Here is a 23339-nt window from a genome sequence, read left to right on the forward strand (position 1 = left end):
GTACAGTAGACCACTGGTCGCGTTGTGGGCAGTCGGGAGCGAGAGTGTACAAAGCCCTCCTCATTTGCAATTCGGACTACGGCCGGTCCGGGACGCTGCCGTTCCTCCGTGGTCCCGAGAAGGACGGGAACCTGCTCGCTGCCGCCCTGACCGATCCCGACAGGGGCATGTTCACCGACGCGACAGTACGGCCCGAGCAGAACTTGACCTCGGCTCAGATGCAGCGCACCATCAACGAATTCTTCAGGTCCGCGAGTCCCGAGGACACTCTGCTGTTCTACTTCAGCGGGCATGGCCGCAGCGAGTTGCAGAAGCTCTACCTGTGCGGCGTCGACACCGAACGGGATCTCATCCCCGGCACGGCCGTCGGAAACGACACCATGAATGCGATCTTGCAGCAGTGCGTTGCCCGGACGAAGATCTTCATTCTCGACTGCTGTGACGGCGGCGCGTTCAAGGGCGACAACCTGGCCGAGCAGTTCGCGGGCCGCGGCCGGTTCGTGCTCACCGCTGCCGCCGCGACGGAGCTGGCCAAGGACGCCGAGCTCGACGGCCAGCCCAGTCCGTTCACCGCAGCCCTCGTGGACGGACTGTTGGGCGGTGCGTCGGTCGACAACGACGGCAACGTCACGCTGGCCACTCTCTACGACTATCTGCACGCCACGCTCACCAGTCCGCGGCCCGGCCAGAAGTTCGACGGATACGGGCGGATCGCGATCGCCCGCCGACCTGCGCCGGCCGTGGGAGAGGTCACGCCGCCGGCGGATCCGCAGCCGACCGATCCGACCGAGGAGGCCCTGTCGCTGCTGGAACGGCCGACCTCCGGCACGGCCGTGAACACCGAACAGCTGGCCCAGTTCCGCGCGAACCTGCGCCCCGACATCGCCGCGGAGATGCCACCCGCCCTCAACACCGCCGAGTTCCTGCATCGGGCCCACCTGATGCGCAACGGGCGGCTGACCTACGCGGGAGCGCTGCTGTTCGGCGAGGATCCGACGGCCGTGGTGCCGACCGCCATGGTGACCTGCGTACATTTCAAGGGTTCGAACCGGGACGAGTGGTACGCGCGAGAGGAGCTGCGCCGGACGGTACCGGAGCAGATCGTGCAGGCGCGCAACTTCGTCGCCCAGCGGACGGCGCAGGGTGAGACGTTCACCGGTGACTCGATGACACCGGTGCCGGTCAACGACTACCCGATGATCGCGGTACGCGAGGTCATCGCGAATGCCCTCGCGCACCGCGACTACGAGCACCGGGGCATGTGCGTGCACGTTCGGGTCTTCGACGACCGGGTGGAGATCGTGAACCCGGGTTCCTGGCACGGGCCGGAGTTGCCGGACGGCGAAGCGATTCCGATCAGCCAACTACGCTCGGAATCCGACCGCCGCAACTTCCACTTCGCGCGGGTGTTGACCTGGATGCGACTGGTGGAGGGCGAGGGCTCGGGCATTCCCCGCGCGGTCGGCGAATGCCAGCGCATCGGCGCACCTGAGCCGACCGTGGTGCAGACCGGTGACCGCGTCATGGTGACGATCTATCCCCGGGCCCTCAAGGCCACCACGAAGGTGTACGTCTCGTCGACCTTCCCGGATCTGACCGAGTGCCGCCGCGCGGTCCACACCGCCGCTCGTCGGCTCAATGTCGAAGACGTCGCGATGGAATCGTACGTCGCGGAGAGCCGTCCTCCCCTGGAGGCGTCGCTGCGGGCCGTTGCCCGCAGCGATCTCTACATCGGGCTGTTCGCGTGGCGGTACGGTTTCGTGCCGGCGGGGCACGACCAGTCGATCACCGAGTTGGAGTACCGGGAGGCGCTACGACTGGGCAAGCCGTGTCTGATCTTCCTCCTGGCTGACGACGCGCCGTGGCCGGCCACCATGGTCGACCGTGGCGAGGCGGGCGAGCGGATCGAGGCGCTGCGTACGGAGCTTCGAGGGCGCCATCTCATCGCGTTCTTCCGCGGTCCGGAGGATCTCGCAACCCAGGTGACCGCCGCGCTGGCCAACTTCCTCGCGGGCACCCAGCCCCCTGAAGCCGACGACAAGGCCATCGCCGAGAGCCTGCGGGGATACTTCCTGCGGCTACGCCAGCGCTACGGTGGACTCGACCTGGAGGCGTTGTCCGGGCCGGGCTATCGACGAATCGACCTCGGGTCCGTGTTCGTCGAGCCGATTGCCCGTGAGGAGGTCGGCCCCGGAGCGACGGCGTCAGCGGTGCCTCTGTTCGAGCTGCTGTCCGATCCAGGCCGCCGGACGGTGATGCTGCTCGGTGCCCCCGGCGCGGGCAAGTCGACGGTGGCGCAGTATCTGGCACTGGCACTGGCCGAACCGCATCGGGAGCCCCGACTCGCGCCGCTGCGCGGGCACGTTCCGCTGCTGGTTCCGCTCCGCTCCTACGCTGCGCCAGCCGGCGACGGTCGGCGGGAGGGCATTCTCGATCACCTCGACCACCTGCATCGCTCCGAGGGCCTCGGCCTGCCGCGCTCCGTGCTGCGCGCCCTGCTGGACGCCGGTCGGCCCATGATCTTCATATTCGACGGGCTGGACGAACTGTTCGATCCCCGCCAACGTGAGGCGGTGACGGGCCTCATCGCGGCATTCGCCGCCGAGTATCCCTCCGTCCGGATCGTGGTCACGTCGCGGCCGGTCGAGTACAGCCAGCGGATCCTGGCCGAGGCCGGGTTCCACCACCTCACCCTGGATCCCCTGAACGACGCCCAGATCGCAGATTTCCTGTCCAACTGGTATGCGGTGGAGGCGCCGGACGACCCTGCCAAGGCGGAACCACACCGGAAACGTCTCCGGTCCGCGATCCGCGACAGCCCGGCCATCCGGGCGTTGGCCGGAAACCCGTTGCTGCTGACCGCCCTGCTCTCGCTGAGACTCCGGCCGGAGCAGCCCAGGAATCGATGGCAGCTCTACGACCACCTCACGGACGTCCTTCTCGACCGCTGGGACCAGCACCGCCACCTGAGCCCGACCCGGCACGCCGCAGCCTTCGTCGACGTCGCCGACAAGAAGCAGATGCTGGGACGCCTGGCGTACCTGATGCAGTCACAGGGCGCGACGCGCCTCGATCGAGATGAGCTTGACCGGGTCTTCGAGTCCTACCTGGAGGAGCGGTACGGCCTGTCACGTGTGCAGTCCCGGCAGGTGATCGGCGAGCTCATCGACGAGTTCCGCGTACGCGACTTCATGCTCGTCCGCTACGACGACAGTCGGTACGGCTTCACGCATCGCACCCTCCTGGAATGGTTCTGCGCGCGGGACATCGTCCGGCAGCACCATGAGGGGCAAGCGGAGTCGTTACTGGCCCTCTTCGCCGCGCACTGGGCCGACCAGTCGTGGTGGGAGGTGCTCCAGCTCGTCGCGGGAGCGGTGCCCCCGGCGCTGGCCGGGCGGCTGATCCAAGTCCTCTCGACCGAGGTCAACCGGCCCTGGCCGGCCGACCGGTTCACCGAGCCGCCGTGGAATCTCGTGCTGGCCGTGCAGTGCCTCGCCCAACTGCGGATCGGACCCGCGGTGGCCCGGCCGGCGTACGCGCTCCTGCGCCAGCTCATCCTGCTCATCGAGCACGGCGTGTCCACCGGCGACGAAGCCACCGCCGTACTGATCGAGGACCCGATGCTGCCGGTGATCAGGACGCTGGGCACCGACTGGCCGGGCCGAGAGGCGTACCCGCGCTGGTACCGGCGACGTGGGTTCGAGCTGACCCGGGGCACCGCGCACGCCGAGGTCGCCGCGCGGCTCGCCACGCTTCTCGGCGCTCCGCGCGACGGCATCCAGGAGCTTCTCGACCCGCTGGCCGACGAAGGGGATCACCAGGCGCAGCTCGCACTGGTCGCCAGACTGGCCGAAACCGCGATCTCCGAGGCTGGGCTGCCGGTCGAGCGGGACCGCTTGACGGCCGGTCGGGCACGGCTGATCGGGTACGCCGTCAACAGCGCTGACCCGGCGGTGCGGCGTGTCGCGCTCGACGCGCTCGTCAGCGGCTACGGCGTCGACGACGCTCTGGTGAATCTGCTGCATCACCGGGCCCGCAGCGACGAGGACCCCCCGGTACGCGCCCTGGCGGTGCGGGCGCTCGGCCACCATGACGACGGGGACGTCCACGACACCCTTTGCGAGAGACTGGCCAAGGATGTCGCGCCTCCGGTGGTGGAGGCGGCGGCCATCGCGCTGCTTGACCAGCCCGGCAACGCCCCACTGGTCCGGCGGCAGTTGCTCGACCGGATCCATGAAGACGAGTCCGGGGCGGTGCGCAGCATTGCCGTCCGCCTGCTGAGCCGGCACTTTCCGGACGCGGGGCTGATGCTCGAACTTGTGCGTCACGACCCCGACCCGGACACCCGCCTCGCGGCGCTGGAGGCACTCGTGCGAACCACCGACCACAGTGCGGCGGTTCTCGACACAGCACGCGACGATCCGGCGCCAGCGGTACGGCTCGTCGCCGTCCACGCTCTCGCGAACGGCAGTCCGGCCGTCCTCGCGGACGCCGCCGAGGACCTGATCCGAGACGCGGACCCGGCTGTGCGACAGGCCGTCGTCAGTACTCTCGTCCGGACCGGCACCCGCGACCACCTCGCGCTCGAACGCATCCGCGAGGATCCGGACCCGCAGGTGATCCGCGAAGCGGCCACCGGCCTCTTCGGCTGGCAGTCCCCCGTGCGAAACGAGGTCGTCGCGGCGCTGCTGCAACGCGGCAGCCACGACGTTGACCCCGCTGTCCGAGCCGCAGCCGTCGAACTGCTCGCCAGCTCGCCCCTCCCGGCCGAGCAGTCGAGGGCGTTCCTCCTCGACCGGGTGAACGACCCGGATCCCACCGTCCTGGCGGCCGCCGCCGGCGCGCTGCTCGCGGCGGACGGCAGGCCCACGGTGGCACCGCTGCTTCGAACACGCGCTACCAGTGACGACCCGACCATCCGACGCGCCGTGGTCGAGCTGCTCAGCCGAGACTCGGAGGGCGACAGCGACACCCTCGCCCTGCTGGTGGAGCGGGCGAGCACTGACCCGGACGTCTCCGTCCGCCGTGTCGCCGTGGCAGGTCTCGTGGACAAGGGACGCGACCGCCCCCAGGTCGTCGACCTGTTCCGCGACCTTTTCACCGACGGCGATCCCGGCGTACGCCGCACAGCGGCCCGGGCACTGGCGCAGCACCACCCCACCGAGGAGTTCCGCGACCTGCTCGTGGACCAGGCCGCCCATCACCCCGACCCGGCTCTGCGGCGGCTCGCCGAACAGGCCCTCACCTGGCTGCCCGGCACCGAGATCGACGACCTACCCGACCGCACACCGAGCTATCCCGACCCCCGGTAGCCGCCTTCGTGGAACGATGCCGTGAAGCCGACCGGATGGACTCTGTCCGAGGCATCCTTTCGACCGACGCGGGCCATCACCACTCGGGTTAGCCACTGGGACATGAACAGGCGTACTCACTACTGCTGCTGCAGTACCCGAGCTTCGCTCAGAAGACCGGCGACACCGCGGATGTGGTAGGTGCTCATGAAGTCGTAGACGTCCAGCGCCTCGCCGAACTCGTCTTCGATCTTCGCAAGGACCTCGACCGCAACAATCGAGTCGCCGCCGAGGTCCAGAAAGTCGTCGTGCACGCCGATCCACTTGAGGTTCATGGTGCTGGTCCAGATCGACAGGAGCCGCTCTTCGACACCGTCGACCGGACCTTCGAACAGGGTGCACGTGCCGGCGATGACGGCGGACCGGACGTATTCGGTGTCGAGCGTGTTGCCGGCGAGCGGCATGGCGTCGACGAGCAGCACGCCGTCCAAACCACAGCCCGCACCGAGCCGGTCCCACACGTAGCCACGAAGCTCCGGCCCGCTTACGTACTGGGAAAACTCGACCACGCCGATCGTGACGTCCCGATCGTCGTGGCGGATCGTCGTCGCCCGGGCATCACGCACAGCCGGATGCCCCAGCAGGGTGGATGCGAGCTCTGCCAAGCCAACCATCAACCGCTCCTTCAGTAACGGCGGCAATCCGAGCCGTCGGCGCGGATTGACAACAGTCGCCAATGTGCCACGGATGCTTGAGCGGTCGCAGAGAAGAACCGGCAGAAGTTCCGGAAGTGGTTGACTGCCCTTGCTTCTTACCGCCAATCCTTGCCCGCGCCGGCCGCGCGAACCACAATTCTCCCGAGGGTGGCGAACCTGCGACTGTTCGCCAATAGACGCCATATTGTCGCCGGCCAGGGGGTAATTGACGATGAACGAGATCAGCTATGCACAGTCGTCGCTCGTCGAAGAGGACAGGCCAAGCACCACTACGGAACGGGTCATCGCCGAGGTGTGGGCCGAGGTACTGAATCTCGACGAGGTCGGGCGACACGACAACTTCTTCGACCTCGGCGGCCATTCGGTGCTCGCGACGCAGGCCGTGGCAAGGCTGTGCGTCGCCCTGGACCGGCAGTTGCCGGAGCGGGCCCTGTTCGACTGGCCGACCGTCGCGACTCTGGCCTCGGCTCTGCCCGGCTACCCCGTCGCCGAACAGGTTGCGCCCATCAGGCGCCGGTGAGTGACGGGCCGGGGGGCTTCCGGACCGGAGCTGCCCCGCCGCACCCGCGGGTCGGACAAACCGATCAAGCCGGAACCACACGACATGACGGATCCTCACGACATCGAGCGACCAAACTATCGTTCAGAATTTACCGGGGTTTCGTCCGCGACAGGTCATCAGTAAGACGATCTGTAACCGGTCAAACCGCCTCCCGACGAATTGAGGTTACTCGCGGTATCCCTGCTCCGCGGCCCGCTCGAGTACGCCCGGTTGGCGCCTGAACGACTTCCGGAACAAACGTGATTGATGATCGTCGTTCCGTGATACCGTATGCTGGCCGACATGGTGCGAGTCGAGTTCCGGGTTCTCGGAACATTGGAAGCCGTGGTCGATGGTTCCCCCGTGCCGATAACCTCCCCGCGGCAGCGCATAGTGCTGGCCAATTTGCTGATGGCCGCCAACCATGTCGTGACCGTGGAAAAGCTGATCGGCGCAGTTTGGGACGATTCCCCGCCGCCCAGCGCGCGTGGTCAGATCCAGATCTGCATCTCCGCGTTGCGCCGGGCTCTCGGCAGTCCGGAGATCATCGACACCAGCCCACTCGGGTACTCCATCCGGGTGGCCCGTCAGCAGCTCGACTACCTCATGTTCGACGACGCTCTCGCCCGGGGCCGGTCCGCCGCAGCCAAAGGTCGGCTGGACGAGGCGCTTACGCACCTGGACCGCGCGATCGACATCTGGTCCGGACCGGCCTTGGGCGGAGTGCCGGGCCGGGCCGCCGAAGTTGTCTCCCACCGTCTGGAGGAACGGCGGATCATGGCGCTGGAGGACCGCGCCGAGATCCGTCTTGGCCTGGGCGGTCATCGGGAGTTGGTCGAGGAACTGGTCGCGTTGACCACGGAGTACCCACTGCGAGAGCGCCTGTGGGGATTCCGGATGCTCGCGCTGTATCGGTCCGGACGGCAGGCAGAAGCGCTGGCGACGTACCGTACGGCCCGCACCAACCTGGTGGGCGAGCTCGGCATCGAGCCGAGCCAGTACCTGCGCAAGCTGGAACGCGCGATCCTCAGCCAGGACAGCAGCATCAGCGGCGAAGTGGACGACAGCCGAACCGAGGCCGCCACGAGCGTGCACCGTCCGCAGGAGTTGCCCGCAGATCTGCCGGACTTCGTCGGCCACGCGGCGCTTATCGAAACCCTGACCGCCACGCTGACCAGCGAGGACACCAAGCAGGTGCCGATCGCGGTCATCACCGGCGCGCCGGGCTGCGGAAAAACCTCGCTGGCCCTGCACGTGGCCCATCTGTTACGCGCCAAGTTCGTCAACGGCAGCCTCTACGCCTGCCTCTACGGGAGCACCACGCAGCCACGCTCGACCGAAGCCGTACTCAGCGACCTCCTGCACGGACTCGGCGTCGCCCCGGCGGCGATCCCGGTCGCACCCGGCCAGCGGATCAACCTGCTACGGAGCCAGCTCGCGACGCGGCGGCTGTTGATCGTGCTGGACGATGTGGGCAACGAGGACCAGATCGCCGACCTGCTCCCCGGCGTGCCAGGCCCGGCGGTGCTGATCACCAGTCGCCGCCGGCTCGCCGGCATCCCGGGCGCCCGGGCCGTCGACGTGGACATGATGTCGGCCGAGGAGAGCCTCACCCTGCTCGGCCAGATCTGCGGGGAGCAGCGGGTCGCCGCGGCGCCCGAGGCTGCTGCGGAGCTGACCGAGATGTGCGGTGGTCTGCCCCTGGCCGTGCGGATCGCCGGGGTCCGACTGGCTGCGCACCCGCACTGGGCCGTTGGCACCCTGCTGGACCGGTTGCGCGACGAACGATCTCGGCTGGACGAACTCTCCCACGGTGACGTCGCGGTCCGCTCGCTGCTCGCTGACGTGTACGACTCCCTCACCGTGCCGGCGCAGACCCTGTTCTGGTTGCTCAGCGCGTTGGAGCTACACGAGTTCAGCGCCTGGACCGCGGCGGCCCTGCTGGACTGCGATTCGAGACAGGCCACGGCGCTCCTCGACGAGCTCGTCGACGTCCGGCTGCTGGAGGCCCAGCTTTCCGCGCTCACCAAGCAACCCCGCTACCGATTCCACGAGCTGGTGCGGGTGTTCGCCAGCGAGCACCGGCTGACGCAGGACGACCGGGAGACCTGCATAGCGGCGGTCACCCGATCGCTCGGTGCCCTGCTCGCCTTCGCCGAGGAGGCTCATCATCGGATCTACGGGGGGCGGTTCGCGGTTCTGCACGGCACGGCACCCCGATGGGCCAGCGCGCGTGCCGAGTTCGACCGCTTCCTCGGCGATCCCACCGCCTGGTTCGACGAGGAGCGCATCACGCTGGAGGTGGCGATCCGCCAGGCGGCAGAGCTGGGGCTGGACGAACTGTGCTGGGAGTTGGCCACTGTATCGGTTGCCCTGTATGAACGGCGCGGCCTGTTCGCCGAATGGCGTACGACCCACAACATCGCGCTGGAGGCCACCAGCAGGGCCGGCAATCGCCGGGGTGAGGCTGCCGTGTTGGCGTCGCTCGGCTCGCTCGGCGTGGCCCAACACGCCGAGGACGACGGCGAGAACCTGCTGCACGCGATGAGCTTGTTCGACGCGGTCGGCGATCAGGCCGGAGCGGCATTGACGCTGCGCAACCTTGCGCACCTGGACCGAATCCAGGGTCGACCCGACAGTGCGGTGCTGCGTTACGAGCAGGCGCTGGAGAAGTTCCGGGCAGTCGGCGACCTGGGCGCACAGGCCCACGTACTGAGTGGACTCGCGCGTAGCCACCTGGATCTCGCAGCCCCGGAGCGCGCCGAGATCCTGGCGAAGGAGTCACTCGCACTGGGTGAACAGCTGGGTAACCGGCGCCTACAGGCCCAGGCGTTGTACCGGCTCGGTGAGGTGTTTGCCGACTCGAAGCAGTCGCTGGCCGCGAAGGCCGTCTTCCAGTCGGCTCTGGACCTCGCTCGGGCGCAGGACGACCGGATCGGCCAGTCCTACGCCCTGATCGGTCTCGGCGGGGCCATGTTGGAGCAGAACGAGTTCACCGCCGCCGAGATCCACTTCAGCGAGGCGGTCGAGATCTGCCGGATGACGCAGGAGCGGAATGTCCATGCCCACGCCCTGTTCGGCCTCGGCCGGGTGTACCTGGGCCGGAGTGAGTTCGACACCGCCGAACACTTCTTCGTGCAGGCCGCGAACGCGTTCGCGATGCAGGAGAACAATCCGTGGCACTCACGCTCCATCGACGAGCTGGGCGCGCTGCGTCGGGCCGCCGGCCGGCTGACCACGCAGAGCAACAAGAACGAGCCGGCCGGCGAGATGAGAACCTGACCGCGATCAGCCCCGCTGGCCGGCCAGCCGCCAACGTTCGAGCTTCCCGGCCGCCGAACGCGGCACCTGATCGACGAACGTGACCCGCGTCGGCACCTTGTAGTTGACCAGACCAGCCCGGCAGTGCGCCATCAGCTCACCGGTACTGACCGAGGCTCCCGGCCGGCAGACGACGTAGGCGCCGACCGTAGCGCCCAGCACCTCGTCCTCGGCCGCCACCACCACGGCGTCCAGCACCGCGGGGTGCTCCAGCAACTGCGCCTCGACCTCGTTCGGGTAGACCTTCTCACCGCCCACGTTGATCACGTCGTGCCGACGGGGGGCGAGGAACAGATAGCCGTCCTCGTCGAGCCATCCGAAGTCGCCGACGCTGGCGAAACCGTCGGCCGTCGTTTCCAGCACCTGGCTGCCCAGGTAGGCGTCTCCTTTGGACACCCGACCGGCGCGCATGAACACCTTGCCGGTCTGTCCCGGGCCCAGCCGGTTCCCGGCGTCGTCCCTGATGCTGATCTTCGTGAAGAACCCCCGGCCCACCGTGCCCGGCCGTTGTTGCCATTCGTCCCCACGCACCAGGGTGCCGCCGACGTTCTCGGTCGAGCTGTACACCTCGTACAGGTGTTGCGGCCCGACCAGCTCGATCCACCGCTTCTTGGTGAACGAGTCGCACGACGCGGCCGTGTGCATCACCGTACGCACGCTGGCGAAGGACGCCGGATCGGGCTCGAGAAGCATCAGGATGGTGCGCATGTGTGCCGGGGTGAGCTGGATCCATTCCACCGCGTAGCGCTCGACCAGCTCCACCGTCCAGGCCGGCAGGAAGTACGGCGGCAGAATTGTGGTGTTGCCGTCGAGGAGCCCGTCCAGCAGCGTGGTGAACGGGGCCGCGTGGTGCAGCGGGCCGAGAATCAGCTGCCGCTGACCGGCGCGCCAGCCGGCGCGACGGCGCAGGGGCAACGGCACCTGGTGCGGATCGTAGCCGAGTGGTCCGGGCCGAATCGCGATCTTCGGCCGGCCGGAACTGCCGCCGGTGGGCAGCAGGTAGGCGATTCGGCTGGCCATCGCCGCCGGCGACCGCGCCGGTCGTCCCGCGCCGGCCTCGGCGTCGGCCTCTGCGGCGATGAGCTCGGCCCGTCCGTACGTCTGGCCGATGAAGTTGAGCAGCTTCTCCCGCTCAGGTACGGGCGAGGCCGGGTTCAGCGGCAGCAGTGGCAGTTCCGCGGAGAGGACGGCCACGATGTCGACCACCGACTGGATCGTGTTGTTCGCCTCGATCGCGACCACGCCCGGACCGGTCCCCCGAGCGGCGGCGTCCACAAGTGCGTCCGCCCGCCGGCCGCTCCGCTCGGCCAACTCCCGCCACGTCAGTACCTGCTCGACGGAGTTCTCGTCGAAGCCGACGACCGCAGGCCGATCGGCTGACATCTCCGCGATATCGGTGATCCGCTGACGGATCGATACGCTCATTCGAGCCTCCCACAATCGAGTACGTCGTCATCCACCCGGCGGTCGGCGACCTGCCGGACGAGCCGGCCGAGGTGGAGGAGACGCAGACCCACCCGGCAGACCTGGCCGGCGCACACGTGATGGACGCAGGTCGATGATGGCCCGCCCGGGTCGGCATACGCAGAGAACAACCGGCAGAACAACGCACACGACCCGACCCCGAGTCGCTGCCGGTCCTTCTCTACTGCGCGGCGCGGAGCGCTCAATAGCGTTGCGCACATGGTCTCACCAGGGCACATCTACAGTGCCGCGCCGAGCATCCGGACGACGCGGACCCACCAGGCAACCGGAACCCGCGCGCCCCGGCGTCGGGCTCGATCGGTGACCCTGGTCCCGCGGCCGTCGGTGACCGTGCGGTTCAGTGGAACACGGTCGGCCGAGGGGCCCCTCAACATCGGCCAGTACAACATCCTGCAGTGGCTGCGTCGTGAGTCGGAGCAGTTCTTCGCGGCCGTCGCGGGGGAACTCGACGTTCCGGCCGCGACCGTGGTCGATGACGTCGCCCAGGCACTCGCGGTCCTGATCGAACGGCACGAAGGACTCCGTACGACCTACCTGGACGGCGCCGAGCCACAGCAGTTCGTGCAGGCCACCGGCGAGCTTGTCGTGGAGGTTTACGCGATCGAGGCCGCTGACCCACAGCTCGTCGACCGGGCCAGCCTGGCCCGGGACCTTACCCGGCGGTTGCGCGCCGCGGGCGCGTACCGCATCGGCGAACTGCCGGTCCGGGTCGCCCTCGCGGTGTCCTCCGGTGACGCGTCCACCAGCTCCGCCGAGGTGGTGCAGGCCGCGGTGATCGGCTGCTCGCATCTCGCGGTCGACTATCAGGCCATGGAGATCATCAAGCGGGAATTCGCCGACCTGATCCGTGACCGCGGTGCACGACCGGCCGGCGGACCACCGATCCAGCCGTTGGACCTGGCCGCCCTGGAACGTACGCCCAAGGCCCTGCGGCACGAGGAAACGGTTCTCAGCTACTGGAAAGACCGGTTCTCCCGCATGCCGCAGTGCCTGTACCCGGTCCCGCGGGTCGCCGCCGGCACCGGGTCGGTCTCCGTCGAGATGACCTCCACCGCAGCCGGGATGGCGTTGCGGGCGGTGACGGCGCGCACCAGGACGAGTCGCGCCAGCGTCGTGCTGGCGGCGATCGGCGCGGTGCTCTCGCACCGGACCGGCGTCCGGGAACTCGTGCTCCCCACCCTGTCCGCCAATCGCTTCGAGCCGCACCTTCGGCAACACGTCGGCAGCCTCGCGCAGCTCGCGTCGATCACGCTCACGGTCAGTGACACCACCTTCGACCGGCTGGTACGGCAGGCGTGGGCCGCTGTGGTCGACGCGAGCCGACACGGCCGTTACGACGTGGACCGGCAGAGTGCCATCGCCCGCCGGATCGAGCACGAGCGTGGCGTCGTGTTCGATTGCGAACCCCTGTTCAACAACCTTGTCATCGAGTCCGGTCGGGCCGCCGGCCGGGCCACGGCACCGGTACCCACGCCGGATGAGCTGGTCGCCGCGCGACGCACGACGCAGCTGCGGCGGCAGCCGATGCCCGCCGGGACCACGCTGATCCGCTTCGACCTCTACGGCACCGACGGGCAGTTGCGTCTCGGCTGCTGGAGCAGTGACACCGGCCGCATCCCCGACGACGAGGTCGAATCGCTGCTCCTGGCGGTCGAGAACCTGTTGATCGCGGCCGGATCCGCTGACCTCGGCGCCCGGGGGATCCGCGACTCGATTCCGCTCAGCCCGGTGCAGCGGGGCCCCGGCTGGCGGCTCGTGGACGGTTGCTGGATCGAGGTGGCCGAGGTGCAACGGTTGCTCGACGACAACCTGCCGTCGACAGGTGCCCGGATCTTCGCGGAGGTGGACGGCCTGCCGTTGGTCGCTCACCTGGCGCGGACCGAGGCCATCCGCACCCCCGAACAGGCCCACGCCGCCTGTCTGGCAGCGGTGAAGGCGTATCCGACGGCGATGACACCACGGCACTACGTCATCTGCGAACGCGTTCCGGACAACCCCGACGACCCGGCCGCCTGGCGCGACGTGTGCTCCCAGGGATCCGGCCGAACCGTCGGGACCGGCGACCCCGGGCCCTGCTGATCCGACCCGACCACCAGATGCAATGAAGGGAGCCGACGGTGACCACCAGCAACATCACGCCCGTACGCCTCACACCCGCGGTATCGAGCGACGAGTCGACACTGCCCGCCGTGCTGACCGCGCCCAGCAGTGGCGTACCGGCCGAGAGTCAGATCGCCGAGATGCGGGAATCGGTCCGTCGGCAGCTGCGCACCAACGGCGCGGTCCTGCTACGTGGCTTCGACATCGGCAGCGTCAGCGGGTTCGAACGGGTCGTCCGGGCGGTGTCCGGTGCGCCGCTGTCCTACGCCGAGCGGTCGTCGCCGCGTAGCACCATCGAGGGCCAGGTCTACACCTCGACGGACTACCCACCGACCGAAGAAATCTTCCTGCACAACGAGAACTCGTACCAGGCGACCTGGCCGCTGACGCTGTTCTTCTACTGCATCACGCCGCCCGACACGCAGGGCGCCACGCCGCTGGCCGACACCCGCCGGATCCTACGGTCGATCGATCCGAGCGTGCTTGAGGAGTTCACCCGGCGCGGCTGGACCGTGGTACGCAACTTCACCGAGGGCTTCGGGGTGCCATGGCAGCAGGCGTTCAACACCACCGACCGGGCCGAGGTGGAGCGCTACTGCGCGCGTAGCGGTGTGGAGGTCCAGTGGGTCGGGACCAACGGCCTGCGTACGACGGCCCGCCGCCGGGCGGTGCACCAGCACCCGGTGACTGGCGAGACCGTCTGGTTCAACCACCTCACGTTCTTCCACGTGACCACGCTGCCCGAGGAGGACTGCGAGGGCCTGCGGGAGATGTTCGACGAGGCGGACCTGCCCACCAACACGTACTACGGCGACGGCGGGCGAATCCCCGATGAGGTCGTGGCGCACCTGCGCGACTGTTACCGAGCCGCCCAGCGCCGCTTCGACTGGGAGCGCGACGACGTACTGATCGTCGACAACATGCTCGCGGCTCACGCCCGTGAGCCGTTCACCGGACCACGAAAGATAGCCGTGGCGATGGCCGAACCATTTCCGGCTGCGTGAGGAAGGTGGCACCTGACCGACGGAGGGACACCGCTGCGGCGGCCCTCCGTCGGCCGGCCCGGGAGAGACTGATCATCCCCACGGCGTGTCACCGGCGACAGCGACCACCGAGGTGGGCGACGAGACGATCGGGCGCGGACCGGAAACCTTTGAAACCAACAACTCGATACCCCTTGTCTGCTTCGGCTCTTGTGCCGGCTGCCGCCGACAGAAACGAAGCTATGGCCGGCCGTTTTCGGCTCCCCATCACGACGCTTTCCTCGCCGGCCGCTGCCTACCCGATCGGCGATAGCGGTGTGGAGGTGCCCGGGACGACGGTTGAGCAAGAATTGCCTACTCTCCGTCAACGAAGGCGACCCTCCTCATGGCCTCATGGTTGGACCAGCGGACCGCTCCGCATGTCGGCACCGCAGCGCTGATCTGCATACCCAGCGCCGGTAACGGCGACTTCCAGTTCGACCGGTGGCCCGACACCGTCGGCCCCTGGTGCGTCGTCCGCCCGCCCGTCGTGGGCGACCCGGGCGGCGACGCACCGGCCACGCGGTCTGCGGCCCAGCCTCCGCCAGGACTGCCGGAGCGGGCCGCGGAGCTCGTGGCGGACCTCAAGCGCCTAGGGGTCGAGAAGTTCGCGTTGTTCGGCCACGAGGGTGCCGCGCTGCTCGGCTACCAGGTCGCGGTCGAGCTGGACCGGCGGGGCGCGCCGGCACCGCTGCGCCTGTTCGTGTCGGGCTGTCCCGCACCCCAGTACCTCCGCCGCTATGCCGGCGAGGCGCACACCGAACCGACCGACGACGAACTGACCGAACGGGTGCTGGCGACCGCAGTGGCCATGGGCACCATTCCGCTGCCGTCGATCGTCGCGGCCGGCGTACGGGCGCTCCGGGCCGAACTGACCGCGTTGCGGGCCTATCAGGTGCCCCGTCCGGCGCCGCTGCGCTGTCCGCTGACCGCGATCCGGTGGCTGGACCAGGGCATCGAGGCGGAGGTGATGGCCGGCTGGTCGGCGTACGGAGACACCGATCTGGTGCAGTTGCCCGGGTCCGGATTGAGCTATTCGACCGAGCCGGCCGATCTGTTGCGGGTCATCGGTGACCGGGTGCCGGCCGGTGGCCGCACCTGAATGACACGTCCGCGGCTGCACGCCGGTGTGCAGCCGCGGACGAGGGGGGCTCAGATCAACCCGGTCGCTACCCCACAGGCCACGGCGTGGGCGCGGTTGCGGACCTGCAACCGCGCCATCATGTCGTAGATGACGTTCTTCACGGTGTGGTTGGAACACAGCAACGACCGGGCGATCATCGCGTTGTCCTGGCCCTCGGCCATCAACGCGAGCACCCTCGTCTGACGGGGCGTCAGCGGCGACCGGCCGGCCGCGCGGGACGTTTCGGCCTGGCTCGGCGTGCCGCTGCCACCGAGCACCCCGACCAGCACCTCGTGCGGCAACCGGACCTCCCCGTCCCGGGCGGCCCGCACGGCGGCGGCCAGTCGGCTCGGTGTGACGTCGGCGAAGCGGAGCATCACCAGGGTCCCCGAACGCAGTACGCGTACCACGTCCGTCGGTGAGAAGCGGTCCGCGACCAGCAGCGTCCGCTGTGTCGTGGGCCGCGACGGGCACGCCGTCAGCGCCTCGTGCACCGTGTCGACCGCCGTGACGATGACGGTGTCCGGTGATTCGTGCGGGTCGGGCACGGGTGTGACACCGGCACGCCGCAGCGCGGCCAGCACCTCGGCCCGGATGGTCGCGTTCGGGGCCACCACGTGTGCGGTCAAGGCCATCATGTTCTTCTCCTGTTCGCCGTTCACAACATTCCGGCCCGCAGGGCGAAGGCCACCGCGTGGGCCCGGTTGCGCAGCCGGAATCGTCGGGTGATGTCGTGCACGACACTGGTCACGGTGCGCGTCGAGTAGCACAGCTCCTTGGCGATCTCACCGGTCTCCCGGCCCTCGGCGATCAGCCGCAGCACCGCACGCTCGCGGTCGCTGATGTTCGACGCCAGGGTGCCGGCCGGAGCGGCCGGCGCGGCGAGCAACCGGTCGAGCATGTCCGGCGAAACCGTGCAGTCCCCCTCACCGGCGGCCAGCACGGTGCGGGTGAGCCGCTCCGCGGTCGCCTCCCGGCGCCGAAGCAGGCCGCGGGCACCCGCCGCGATGGCTCGCAGCGCGTCAGCCGGCTCCACCTCGGGCACGACGAGCACCACCTCGGGCCGGTCCGCACCGGCGCGGACGGCCCGCACCGTATCCAGCGCGTCCTGGCCCAGCTGGTCGACCACCAGGACCGTGACCGCCGCCTTCTCCCGCGTCGTCACCACAGCGATGTCCGGGCACCCGAGCATCGCGCTCGTCACGCCCGCTTCCAGCACGGGGTCGGTCGCCATGACGTTGACCCACATCGGTTCGCCCATCACGCCTCCTTCTTCGTCACGCCGGGGCGTGGCGTGGCGTCGGAATGTCCTGGCCGGATGGTTCCGCGACGAACTAACTGGTCGCTGTCGACTCGCTGTCGACTCGCTGTCGGCCGCCGGCACAGCCTGATAGCGGAGCATCGACTCGCCATCGTCGCGCCAGCGCCGGTCGTCCTGCCCGCAACGCGACGCCGGCTACATCGGCGGGCCGACCCGGGGCGGCAGCCTTCCCGCATGTCTGCCGATTCTTCTCTGCAGGCGGTCCGTGTTTCCGTGGCACATTTACAACCGTTGTGGATCCGTGCCGAGAACGTCGATTTCCGCCGTTGCGGTGAGAGCGGTTGATGAAGGCCGCCCGCCCTCTACCTGGATGGACACGGATCGGAAAGAGCAAGGTTCGGTGCCGAAAAATCGTCGGATCAGCAGGATGTGGGTGAACAAGTGATTAGTTCTGACGTCAGTGACATCGCCGCAGACCTCGCGGCGAACGCCACTCTCTTGGAGATCGCCGAGAATGTAGGGCTTTCGCCGCTACTCGATCGCGGAACCCCATTCACGCTGGCCGAGGCAACGACCGCGACGGGCGTTCCCGAAGATCGTGCTGCCCTCTTGCTGCGCGCCATGTCCGCCGCCGGGCTGCTGGAGCGCGACGCCGAGACCGGGCCGTTCACGCCCTGCACGGAGCTCGCGGACCGGCGGTACGAGGCGGGCTACCTCTCCTGGTCGCTCAGCGCGAACCGGCCGTACATCGATCACGCGGAGCGGTTTCTGCGTGAGCCGGAAGCGGCCGGCCGCCAGCACCAGCGCGACGGTCGACGGGTGGCGGTGTCGTCCCGCTGGATCGGCTCGCGCGGTTTCTATCCCGGGGTGTTGTCCGAGATCATCAGCCGCAAGCCCCGACACATCGTGGATCTCGGCTCCGGCGCGGGCGCGCTGCTGATCCGGCTGCTGACCGAGCTGCCCACCAGCACCGGCGTGGCCCTGGACCTCAGCGCGGGGGCGTGCGAGGAGGCCGAACGCGCCGGTCGCCACGCCCAGGTGGACGACCGGCTCACGGTGGTCAACCGGTCCGTCGAGACGCTCGTCGACGACCCCGCCCCACTCGACGGCGCGGACATCATCCATGCCGGCTTCGTCATGCACGATGTCGCTCAGCATCCCGAGGTCTTCGCGGGTGTCCTGCGGGCCTGCCGCGAGCATCTCGCCGACGGCGGCTGCCTGGTGGTCACCGACGCGGTGCCGTACGTGGACAGGCCGGGCGAGCGCGCCTTCAGCGCCCTGTTCAGCTACCTGCACGAGAGCTCGATGGACGTGCGGCTGCCGACCGAGGACCGGTGGTGCGAACTCTTCCGGCAGGCCGGTTTCTCCGAGGTGACCAGCACCGCCCTGGGGATGCCCGGCAGCCGCCTCTTCGTGGCCACGCGATGAGCCGCAACGGCGGAGCAGCGGCCCTCGCGGAGCACGACGCCGAGCGCATGGCCATGGCTCTGTACGAGGCGCGGAGCAACCGCGTGCCGATCGCTCCGTTCACCGATGCCTGCCCCACGCTCGACGCGGCCGGCGGATACGCCGTCCAGCGCCGGTTGACCGAACTACTGATCGCTGACGGCGAACGGGTGATCGGCTACAAGGCCGGGCTCACCTCCGCCTCGATGCAGGAGATGTTCGGAGTCCACGCCCCGGACTACGGCCCGGTGTTCGCCTCGACCGTCCGCGCGGACGGTGCGAGCTTCGCCCGCGGCGAGTTCATCTCGCCGAAGGTGGAAGCCGAGATCGTCTTTCGGCTGGCGAGGCCGTTGACCGGTCCCGGCGTCACCGTGGAGCAGGCCCACGCGGCGATCGGCGAGGTCATCGCGGGTCTTGAGATCGTCGACTCCCGGATCACGGATTGGCGCATCCGGCTGGGCGACACCATCGCCGACCTCGCCTCGAACGGCGCGGCAGTGCTGGGACGTTCGATCCCGGCCAGCGCGGAGCTGGACTACCGGCGCGTGCGAATGGCCTTCCGCCGCAACGGGGAGTTGGTCGCGTCCGGTCAGGGCGCCGACGCCCTCGGCGACCCGGTGGCGGTGGTGGCGCTGCTGGCGAACCTGCTGGGCGAGAGTGGCGTCACGCTGGAGGCCGGCCAGTTGATCATGACCGGTGCCCTGCACGCCGCAGTCCCGTTGAGCCCCGGTGACACCTACACCGCCGAATTCGATCACCTGGGCTCGGTCACTCTGCACGTCACGAACACGTAGCCCCGACGCGGGTAGGAAGGCGATCCCCTCGATGAATTCAGAACGACGGCTGTCAGTTGGGGTGCTCGGCGCCGGGCTCATCGGCGTCGACCTGGCGGTGAAAGTCGAGCGGTCCGCCGCACTGGACCTTCGCCTCGTCGCCGGCCGGACGGCCGACAGCCCGGGCCTCAAGCGGGCCGCTCGGCTGGGGCTGCCGGTCGCCAGCCGGGGCCTGTCGTCCCTTGCCGACCTCGACGAACCGCTCGACGTGGTCTTCGACGCCACCAACGCCGGCTCGCACGCCGAGCACGCGGAGACGCTGACACCGCTCGGCACGCTGCTGATCGACCTCACACCCAGCCGGATAGGGCGGATGGTCGTCCCCACCGTCAACGGCGCGGAGGCCGCCGCGCACCGCGACCTGAACATGGTGAGCTGCGGTGGGCAGGCATCGGTGCCGATCGTACGAGCGATCACCCGAGCCCACCGCATCGACTACGTGGAGGTGGTCGCGACCGCGGCGACGCTCAGCGTCGGTCGCGGGACCAGGCTCAACCTCGACGAGTACGTCGAGACCACTCAGGACGCGCTCCGCGAGTTCACCGGTGTGGGGGACGTGAAGGCCATCCTCAACGTCAGCCCGGCTCGTCCTCCGGCGACCTTCAGGGTGGCCATGTCGCTGATCGGCGAGGGGCTGACCCACGAGTCGGTGCACCCGCTCGTGGCGTCCGCCGCCGCCGACGTCCGTGCCTTCGCCACCGGCTACACCGTGACGAGTTGCATCGTGAACGACAACAAGGCGTTCATCGCCGTGGAGGTGACCTCCGCAGGCGACCAGATTCCCGCCTACGCGGGCAACCTCGACATCATCAACTCGGCTGCGATCCGGGTCGCCGAGCGTTGTGCGGTGGAACGCCGACCGATCGAGGCCATGGAGGTCGTGTCATGAGCCAGCAAGCTGCGGAAAATTCGCCGAGACAACCGATCCTGATCCACGACCCGACGCTGCGCGACGGGCACCACGCCGTCCGCCACCAGCTCGGGCGGGATCAACTCCGGGCGTACGCCGCCGCCGCCGACGCCGCCCGGGTACCCGTCGTCGAGGTGGGGCACGGCAACGGCCTGGGCGCCTCGTCCCTGCAAGCCGGCCGAGCCCTGCTCAGCGACGAGGCGATGCTGTCGGTGGTCCGGGACGCGTTGACCACCAGCAAGCTCGGCGTCTTCATGCTGCCGGGCTGGGGCACTACCGAGAGCATCCGGCTGGCCGTCTCGTACGACGTCGACCTGGTCCGCATCGGCACCCACTGCACCGAGGGCGATCTGGCCGAACGGCACCTCGGGCTGCTGCGCGACGCGGGCGTCGACGCACACGGCGTGCTGCTGATGAGTCATATGGCCAGTCCCGAGCGCCTGGCCGAGGAGTGTGCGCGGCTCGTCGAGTTCGGTGCGACAGGCGTCGGCATCCTCGATTCCTCCGGCCACTACCTGCCGCAGGACGTGAGCACGCGGATCGCGGCCATCCGGTCCGCCGTCAGCGTGCCGGTGATCTTCCACGGGCACAACAACCTCGGTATGGCGGTGGCGAACTCCATCGCCGCCGCCGAGGCGGGTGCCAAGATCCTGGATGCCTGCGCCCGGGGGTTCGGCGCGGGGGCCGGCAACACCCAGCTGGAAGTTCTCGTGCCCGTGCTCGAACGGCTGGGCTACGACACCGGGATCGATCTCTATCGGCTGCTGGACGCGGCGGACATCGCCGCACGGGAGCTGATGCCCGCGCCGCCCACCATCGACTCGATCGGTGTGGTGAGTGGTCTCGCCGGAGTCTTCTCCGGGTTCAAGAACCGGGTGTTGGACGTCGCCGCCCGGGAGGGCGTCGACCCCCGCGACGTCTTCTTCGAACTGGGCCGCCTACAGGCGGTGGCCGGGCAGGAGGACCTCATCGAGGACGTGGCGCTCGCGTTGCGTGCCGGGTCCACGGGTCAGCGTGAACGGACGGCAAGCCATGTTTGACCAACTCAAGACCATCCTGGTCGAGGATCTGCAGATGCGGACCGAGGATGTCGTGGCCACGGCCGATCGCGTCGAGGTCGGCCTCGACTCCCTCGCCGTGGTCGAGCTGTCGGATCTGCTCAGCAAGCGGTTGGACGTCCACGTTTCCGACTACGAACTGCTGGAACTCGCGACGGTCGGTGACATCGCCGAGCTGGTCGCGGAGCGCTGTCGTGCGTGAGGCCGCGGGGCCGACCGCCGGAGCGTCCCGTACCGTCACCCGGGCCCTGTCGCGCAACGAGTCACCGCACGGCCCGTTACCGGACATCGTCGCCGCGGTCGCGGCGAGCAGCCGGGACGTCAACCGCTATCCCGACCCGGCCTGCACCGACCTGACCGCGGCGCTCGCCCGGCGGCACGGTGTCGCACCGGACCGGGTGGCGATCGGCGCCGGATCCTGTGCGTTGCTCCAGGCGGTTTTCCAGCTCGCCGGGCCGGGTGCGACGGCCGTCTACGCCTGGCGTTCCTTCGAGTACTACCCGATCCTCGCCGGTCATCTGGGGATCCAGTCGGAGCGGGTGCCACTCGCCGACGACGTGCACGACCTCGCCGCCATGGCCGATCGCATCACCGCCACGACCCGGCTGGTCGTCATCTGCAACCCCAACAACCCCACGGGTACGCTGCTCGGCCTGGACCGGCTGCGCGCGTTCCTCGATCGCGTCCCGCCGACCTGCCTGGTCGCCCTCGACGAGGCGTACTTCGAGTACGTCGACGAGCCGATGGGCGCCGGTGGACTCGCGCTGTGCGACAGGTATCCCAACCTGGTGGTCCTGCGCACGTTCTCGAAGGCGTACGGCCTGGCGGGGCTCCGGGTCGGCTATCTCATCGGCGCGGCGCGCATCGTGGCGTCGCTGCGCGAGATGACGCTGCCCTTTGCGGTGAGCGCGCCAGCCCAGCACGCGGCGGTCGCCGCCCTCGCCCTTGAGGACGTGCTCCTGACGCGGGTCCGGCAGACGATCGCCGAGCGCACCCGGGTGCGGGCTGCTCTGCTGGCCGACGGCTTCGCGGTCCCGGCCAGCCAGGCGAACTTCCTGTGGCTCGGGCTCGGCGAGAACGCGGGCCCGTTCGGTAGTTGGTGTGCCCGGGCCGGAATCGAGCTGCGGGTCTTCGACGGGGAGGGCGTCCGCGTATCGCTCGGTTCGCCCTCGGACAACGACGCGTTCCTCGCGACGGTACACCGATGGCGCGTCCGCAACGCACCGGAACTACTCACGACTGGAGCGCTGAGATGATGCCCGAGAACACAGCCCTTCACCGGAAGGTGATCGTCGCGCCGGGAATGTGCAGCGGCGGCTCTCTGATCTTCGGGCGGATCGGCGACTGGACGTGGGAATCGGTGGCCGAGACCTGCCGCACCAACGTGCACGCCGCCCGCACCGCCGAAGGCGAACCGACCTACCTCTCGTTCTACTACTACCGGGTGCGGGGCGGGAAGGTCGTTCATCCGCACGGCCTGGCCTTCGGTGACGAGCTTGAGGTGACGTCGAGGGTCTTCCAGTTCGGCGGTGGCTCGGTGCTGACGTTGCATCGGCTCGCTCCCGCCGGCTCCGGCCTCGGCACCGCGTTCCTCGATCCGGCGGAGGTCTACGAGACGCCGGACCCGGAGTGCATGTACGCGGAGACGCTCAACCGGTGGATCGCGCGCGGCAATCCGGGCAGCAACCGAGTGCTGTCCGAAACCGTTCCCCACGGCTTCGACAACGCCGACCTGCCACGACTTCCCAACCAGTTCTCACCGCGTACGCTCGTCGGTCGCGCCCGCGGTGCGGGCAGCTTCCTCACCCCGGCGCCGCCGGGATTCGCGGTCGCCGGGGACGAGCTGTCCTTCGAGTACGCACTGGACGCCGTCCGGGACATCAACGGCGCCGGGCTGGTCTACTTCGCCTCGTACTTCTCGATCTTCGACACGGCGCTGTTGCGTCTGTGGCGTGGGCTCGGCCGCACCGAGCGGCAGTTCCTCCAGCGGCGGGTGATCGATCAGAAGGTGGGTTTCTTCGGCAACGCCGACCTGGGCTCGCTCTTCACCGTCACCGCCCGGCGGTGGCAGAACGTCGCCGACCCGCTCTCCGAGATCGCCGACCTGGAACTGCGCGACTCGGCCAGTGGTCGGCTGCTGGCCGTCGCGGCGATCGAGACGGAAACGCCGTCGACGCTGGCCTGAGGACGTCGACCCGACAGGTCGCGGGCCCCGGCCCGCACCCCACCGGC

17 protein-coding genes are annotated in these 23339 nt (G+C 69.2%); 13 read left to right on the forward strand and 4 right to left on the reverse strand.

Annotation, left to right across the window (positions count from 1 at the left end):
• Positions 1-44: 44 nt before the first annotated feature.
• Positions 45-5312: a HEAT repeat domain-containing protein gene (locus tag O7624_RS07035; RefSeq protein WP_282239399.1), complete on the forward strand. Its 5268-nt coding sequence runs from the start codon at positions 45-47 to the stop codon at positions 5310-5312.
• Positions 5313-5431: 119 nt separating this feature from the next.
• Here the strand turns inward: O7624_RS07035 and O7624_RS07040 are convergent, their stop codons facing one another.
• Positions 5432-5965 (reverse strand): phosphopantetheine-binding protein, encoded by a 534-nt coding sequence (locus O7624_RS07040; RefSeq protein ID WP_170863376.1) that lies wholly within the window; start codon positions 5963-5965, stop codon positions 5432-5434.
• A 253-nt stretch (positions 5966-6218) separates the two neighbouring features.
• Between O7624_RS07040 and O7624_RS07045 the strand changes: the two genes are divergently transcribed.
• Together O7624_RS07045 and O7624_RS07050 are read left to right on the forward strand one after the other, a co-directional pair.
• Positions 6219-6527 carry a phosphopantetheine-binding protein gene (locus O7624_RS07045; protein ID WP_093402991.1) on the forward strand — a complete coding sequence of 103 codons (309 nt, stop codon included), beginning with the start codon at positions 6219-6221 and terminating at the stop codon, positions 6525-6527.
• Positions 6528-6851: 324 nt separating this feature from the next.
• The gene (locus tag O7624_RS07050; protein ID WP_282239400.1) at positions 6852-9830 is read left to right on the forward strand and encodes a BTAD domain-containing putative transcriptional regulator; all 2979 of its coding nucleotides are present in this window, start codon (positions 6852-6854) and stop codon (positions 9828-9830) included.
• A gap of 6 nt (positions 9831-9836) precedes the next feature.
• Here the strand turns inward: O7624_RS07050 and O7624_RS07055 are convergent, their stop codons facing one another.
• Positions 9837-11294: an AMP-binding protein gene (locus O7624_RS07055; protein ID WP_282239401.1), complete on the reverse strand. Its 1458-nt coding sequence runs from the start codon at positions 11292-11294 to the stop codon at positions 9837-9839.
• Positions 11295-11654: 360 nt separating this feature from the next.
• Between O7624_RS07055 and O7624_RS07060 the strand changes: the two genes are divergently transcribed.
• The 3 genes from O7624_RS07060 (at position 11655) to O7624_RS07070 (ending at position 15578) form a co-directional block, all read left to right on the forward strand.
• Positions 11655-13433, forward strand: a complete 1779-nt coding sequence (locus tag O7624_RS07060) for a condensation domain-containing protein (protein ID WP_282239402.1) — start codon at positions 11655-11657, stop codon at positions 13431-13433.
• 161 nt (positions 13434-13594) lie between these two features.
• A complete protein-coding gene (locus O7624_RS07065) occupies positions 13595-14458 on the forward strand; it encodes a TauD/TfdA family dioxygenase (protein ID WP_232511179.1) in 864 nt (287 codons plus the stop codon).
• 364 nt (positions 14459-14822) lie between these two features.
• Positions 14823-15578: a thioesterase domain-containing protein gene (locus O7624_RS07070; protein WP_282239403.1), complete on the forward strand. Its 756-nt coding sequence runs from the start codon at positions 14823-14825 to the stop codon at positions 15576-15578.
• A 50-nt stretch (positions 15579-15628) separates the two neighbouring features.
• On the opposite strand, the gene O7624_RS07075 is transcribed toward O7624_RS07070, so the two are convergent.
• On the reverse strand, positions 15629-16237 hold the full coding sequence (locus O7624_RS07075; protein ID WP_282239404.1) for a LuxR C-terminal-related transcriptional regulator: 609 nt from the start codon (positions 16235-16237) through the stop codon (positions 15629-15631).
• A gap of 20 nt (positions 16238-16257) precedes the next feature.
• Positions 16258-16860: a LuxR C-terminal-related transcriptional regulator gene (locus tag O7624_RS07080; protein ID WP_282239405.1), complete on the reverse strand. Its 603-nt coding sequence runs from the start codon at positions 16858-16860 to the stop codon at positions 16258-16260.
• Between the two features lie 621 nt (positions 16861-17481).
• Here O7624_RS07080 and O7624_RS07085 point away from each other — a divergent pair.
• From O7624_RS07085 to O7624_RS07115, 7 genes are read left to right on the forward strand one after another with little or no spacing between them, the layout of a single operon-like run.
• Positions 17482-18288 (forward strand): class I SAM-dependent methyltransferase, encoded by an 807-nt coding sequence (locus O7624_RS07085; RefSeq protein ID WP_282239406.1) that lies wholly within the window; start codon positions 17482-17484, stop codon positions 18286-18288.
• Complete coding sequence (locus O7624_RS07090) at positions 18285-19100, forward strand: fumarylacetoacetate hydrolase family protein (protein WP_282239407.1); 816 nt, start codon at positions 18285-18287, stop codon at positions 19098-19100. Before O7624_RS07085 ends, O7624_RS07090 begins: the two co-directional genes overlap by 4 nt.
• 31 nt (positions 19101-19131) lie before the next feature.
• Positions 19132-20028, forward strand: a complete 897-nt coding sequence (locus tag O7624_RS07095; protein WP_282239408.1) for an acetaldehyde dehydrogenase (acetylating) — start codon at positions 19132-19134, stop codon at positions 20026-20028.
• Positions 20025-21089 carry a 4-hydroxy-2-oxovalerate aldolase gene (dmpG, locus tag O7624_RS07100; RefSeq protein ID WP_282239409.1) on the forward strand — a complete coding sequence of 355 codons (1065 nt, stop codon included), beginning with the start codon at positions 20025-20027 and terminating at the stop codon, positions 21087-21089. Before O7624_RS07095 ends, dmpG begins: the two co-directional genes overlap by 4 nt.
• Complete coding sequence (locus tag O7624_RS07105; RefSeq protein WP_232511157.1) at positions 21082-21309, forward strand: acyl carrier protein; 228 nt, start codon at positions 21082-21084, stop codon at positions 21307-21309. The genes dmpG and O7624_RS07105 overlap by 8 nt, the downstream gene beginning before the upstream one ends.
• Positions 21302-22363: a histidinol-phosphate transaminase gene (locus O7624_RS07110; protein WP_282239410.1), complete on the forward strand. Its 1062-nt coding sequence runs from the start codon at positions 21302-21304 to the stop codon at positions 22361-22363. Before O7624_RS07105 ends, O7624_RS07110 begins: the two co-directional genes overlap by 8 nt.
• Positions 22360-23292 carry an LnmK family bifunctional acyltransferase/decarboxylase gene (locus tag O7624_RS07115; protein ID WP_282239411.1) on the forward strand — a complete coding sequence of 311 codons (933 nt, stop codon included), beginning with the start codon at positions 22360-22362 and terminating at the stop codon, positions 23290-23292. Before O7624_RS07110 ends, O7624_RS07115 begins: the two co-directional genes overlap by 4 nt.
• Positions 23293-23339 lie beyond the last annotated feature (47 nt).

Source organism: Verrucosispora sp. WMMD1129 (assembly GCF_029581255.1).
Lineage (GTDB): Bacteria > Actinomycetota > Actinomycetes > Mycobacteriales > Micromonosporaceae > Micromonospora > Micromonospora sediminimaris.

What these genes read in the sequence shown, in the direction of transcription:
- O7624_RS07070 (WP_282239403.1), top strand. Translation starts at nt 14,823, where the DNA reads ATGGCCTCATGGTTGGACCAGCGGACCGCTCCGCATGTCGGCACCGCA.
- O7624_RS07065 (WP_232511179.1), top strand. Translation starts at nt 13,595, where the DNA reads ATGCGGGAATCGGTCCGTCGGCAGCTGCGCACCAACGGCGCGGTCCTG.
- dmpG (WP_282239409.1), top strand. Translation starts at nt 20,025, where the DNA reads ATGAGCCAGCAAGCTGCGGAAAATTCGCCGAGACAACCGATCCTGATC.
- O7624_RS07080 (WP_282239405.1), bottom strand. Translation starts at nt 16,860, where the DNA reads ATGGGCGAACCGATGTGGGTCAACGTCATGGCGACCGACCCCGTGCTG.
- O7624_RS07090 (WP_282239407.1), top strand. Translation starts at nt 18,285, where the DNA reads ATGAGCCGCAACGGCGGAGCAGCGGCCCTCGCGGAGCACGACGCCGAG.
- O7624_RS07115 (WP_282239411.1), top strand. Translation starts at nt 22,360, where the DNA reads ATGATGCCCGAGAACACAGCCCTTCACCGGAAGGTGATCGTCGCGCCG.
- O7624_RS07105 (WP_232511157.1), top strand. Translation starts at nt 21,082, where the DNA reads ATGTTTGACCAACTCAAGACCATCCTGGTCGAGGATCTGCAGATGCGG.
- O7624_RS07050 (WP_282239400.1), top strand. Translation starts at nt 6,852, where the DNA reads ATGGTGCGAGTCGAGTTCCGGGTTCTCGGAACATTGGAAGCCGTGGTC.
- O7624_RS07045 (WP_093402991.1), top strand. Translation starts at nt 6,219, where the DNA reads ATGAACGAGATCAGCTATGCACAGTCGTCGCTCGTCGAAGAGGACAGG.
- O7624_RS07085 (WP_282239406.1), top strand. Translation starts at nt 17,482, where the DNA reads ATGTCCGCCGCCGGGCTGCTGGAGCGCGACGCCGAGACCGGGCCGTTC.
- O7624_RS07095 (WP_282239408.1), top strand. Translation starts at nt 19,132, where the DNA reads ATGAATTCAGAACGACGGCTGTCAGTTGGGGTGCTCGGCGCCGGGCTC.
- O7624_RS07075 (WP_282239404.1), bottom strand. Translation starts at nt 16,237, where the DNA reads ATGATGGCCTTGACCGCACACGTGGTGGCCCCGAACGCGACCATCCGG.
- O7624_RS07055 (WP_282239401.1), bottom strand. Translation starts at nt 11,294, where the DNA reads ATGAGCGTATCGATCCGTCAGCGGATCACCGATATCGCGGAGATGTCA.
- O7624_RS07040 (WP_170863376.1), bottom strand. Translation starts at nt 5,965, where the DNA reads ATGGTTGGCTTGGCAGAGCTCGCATCCACCCTGCTGGGGCATCCGGCT.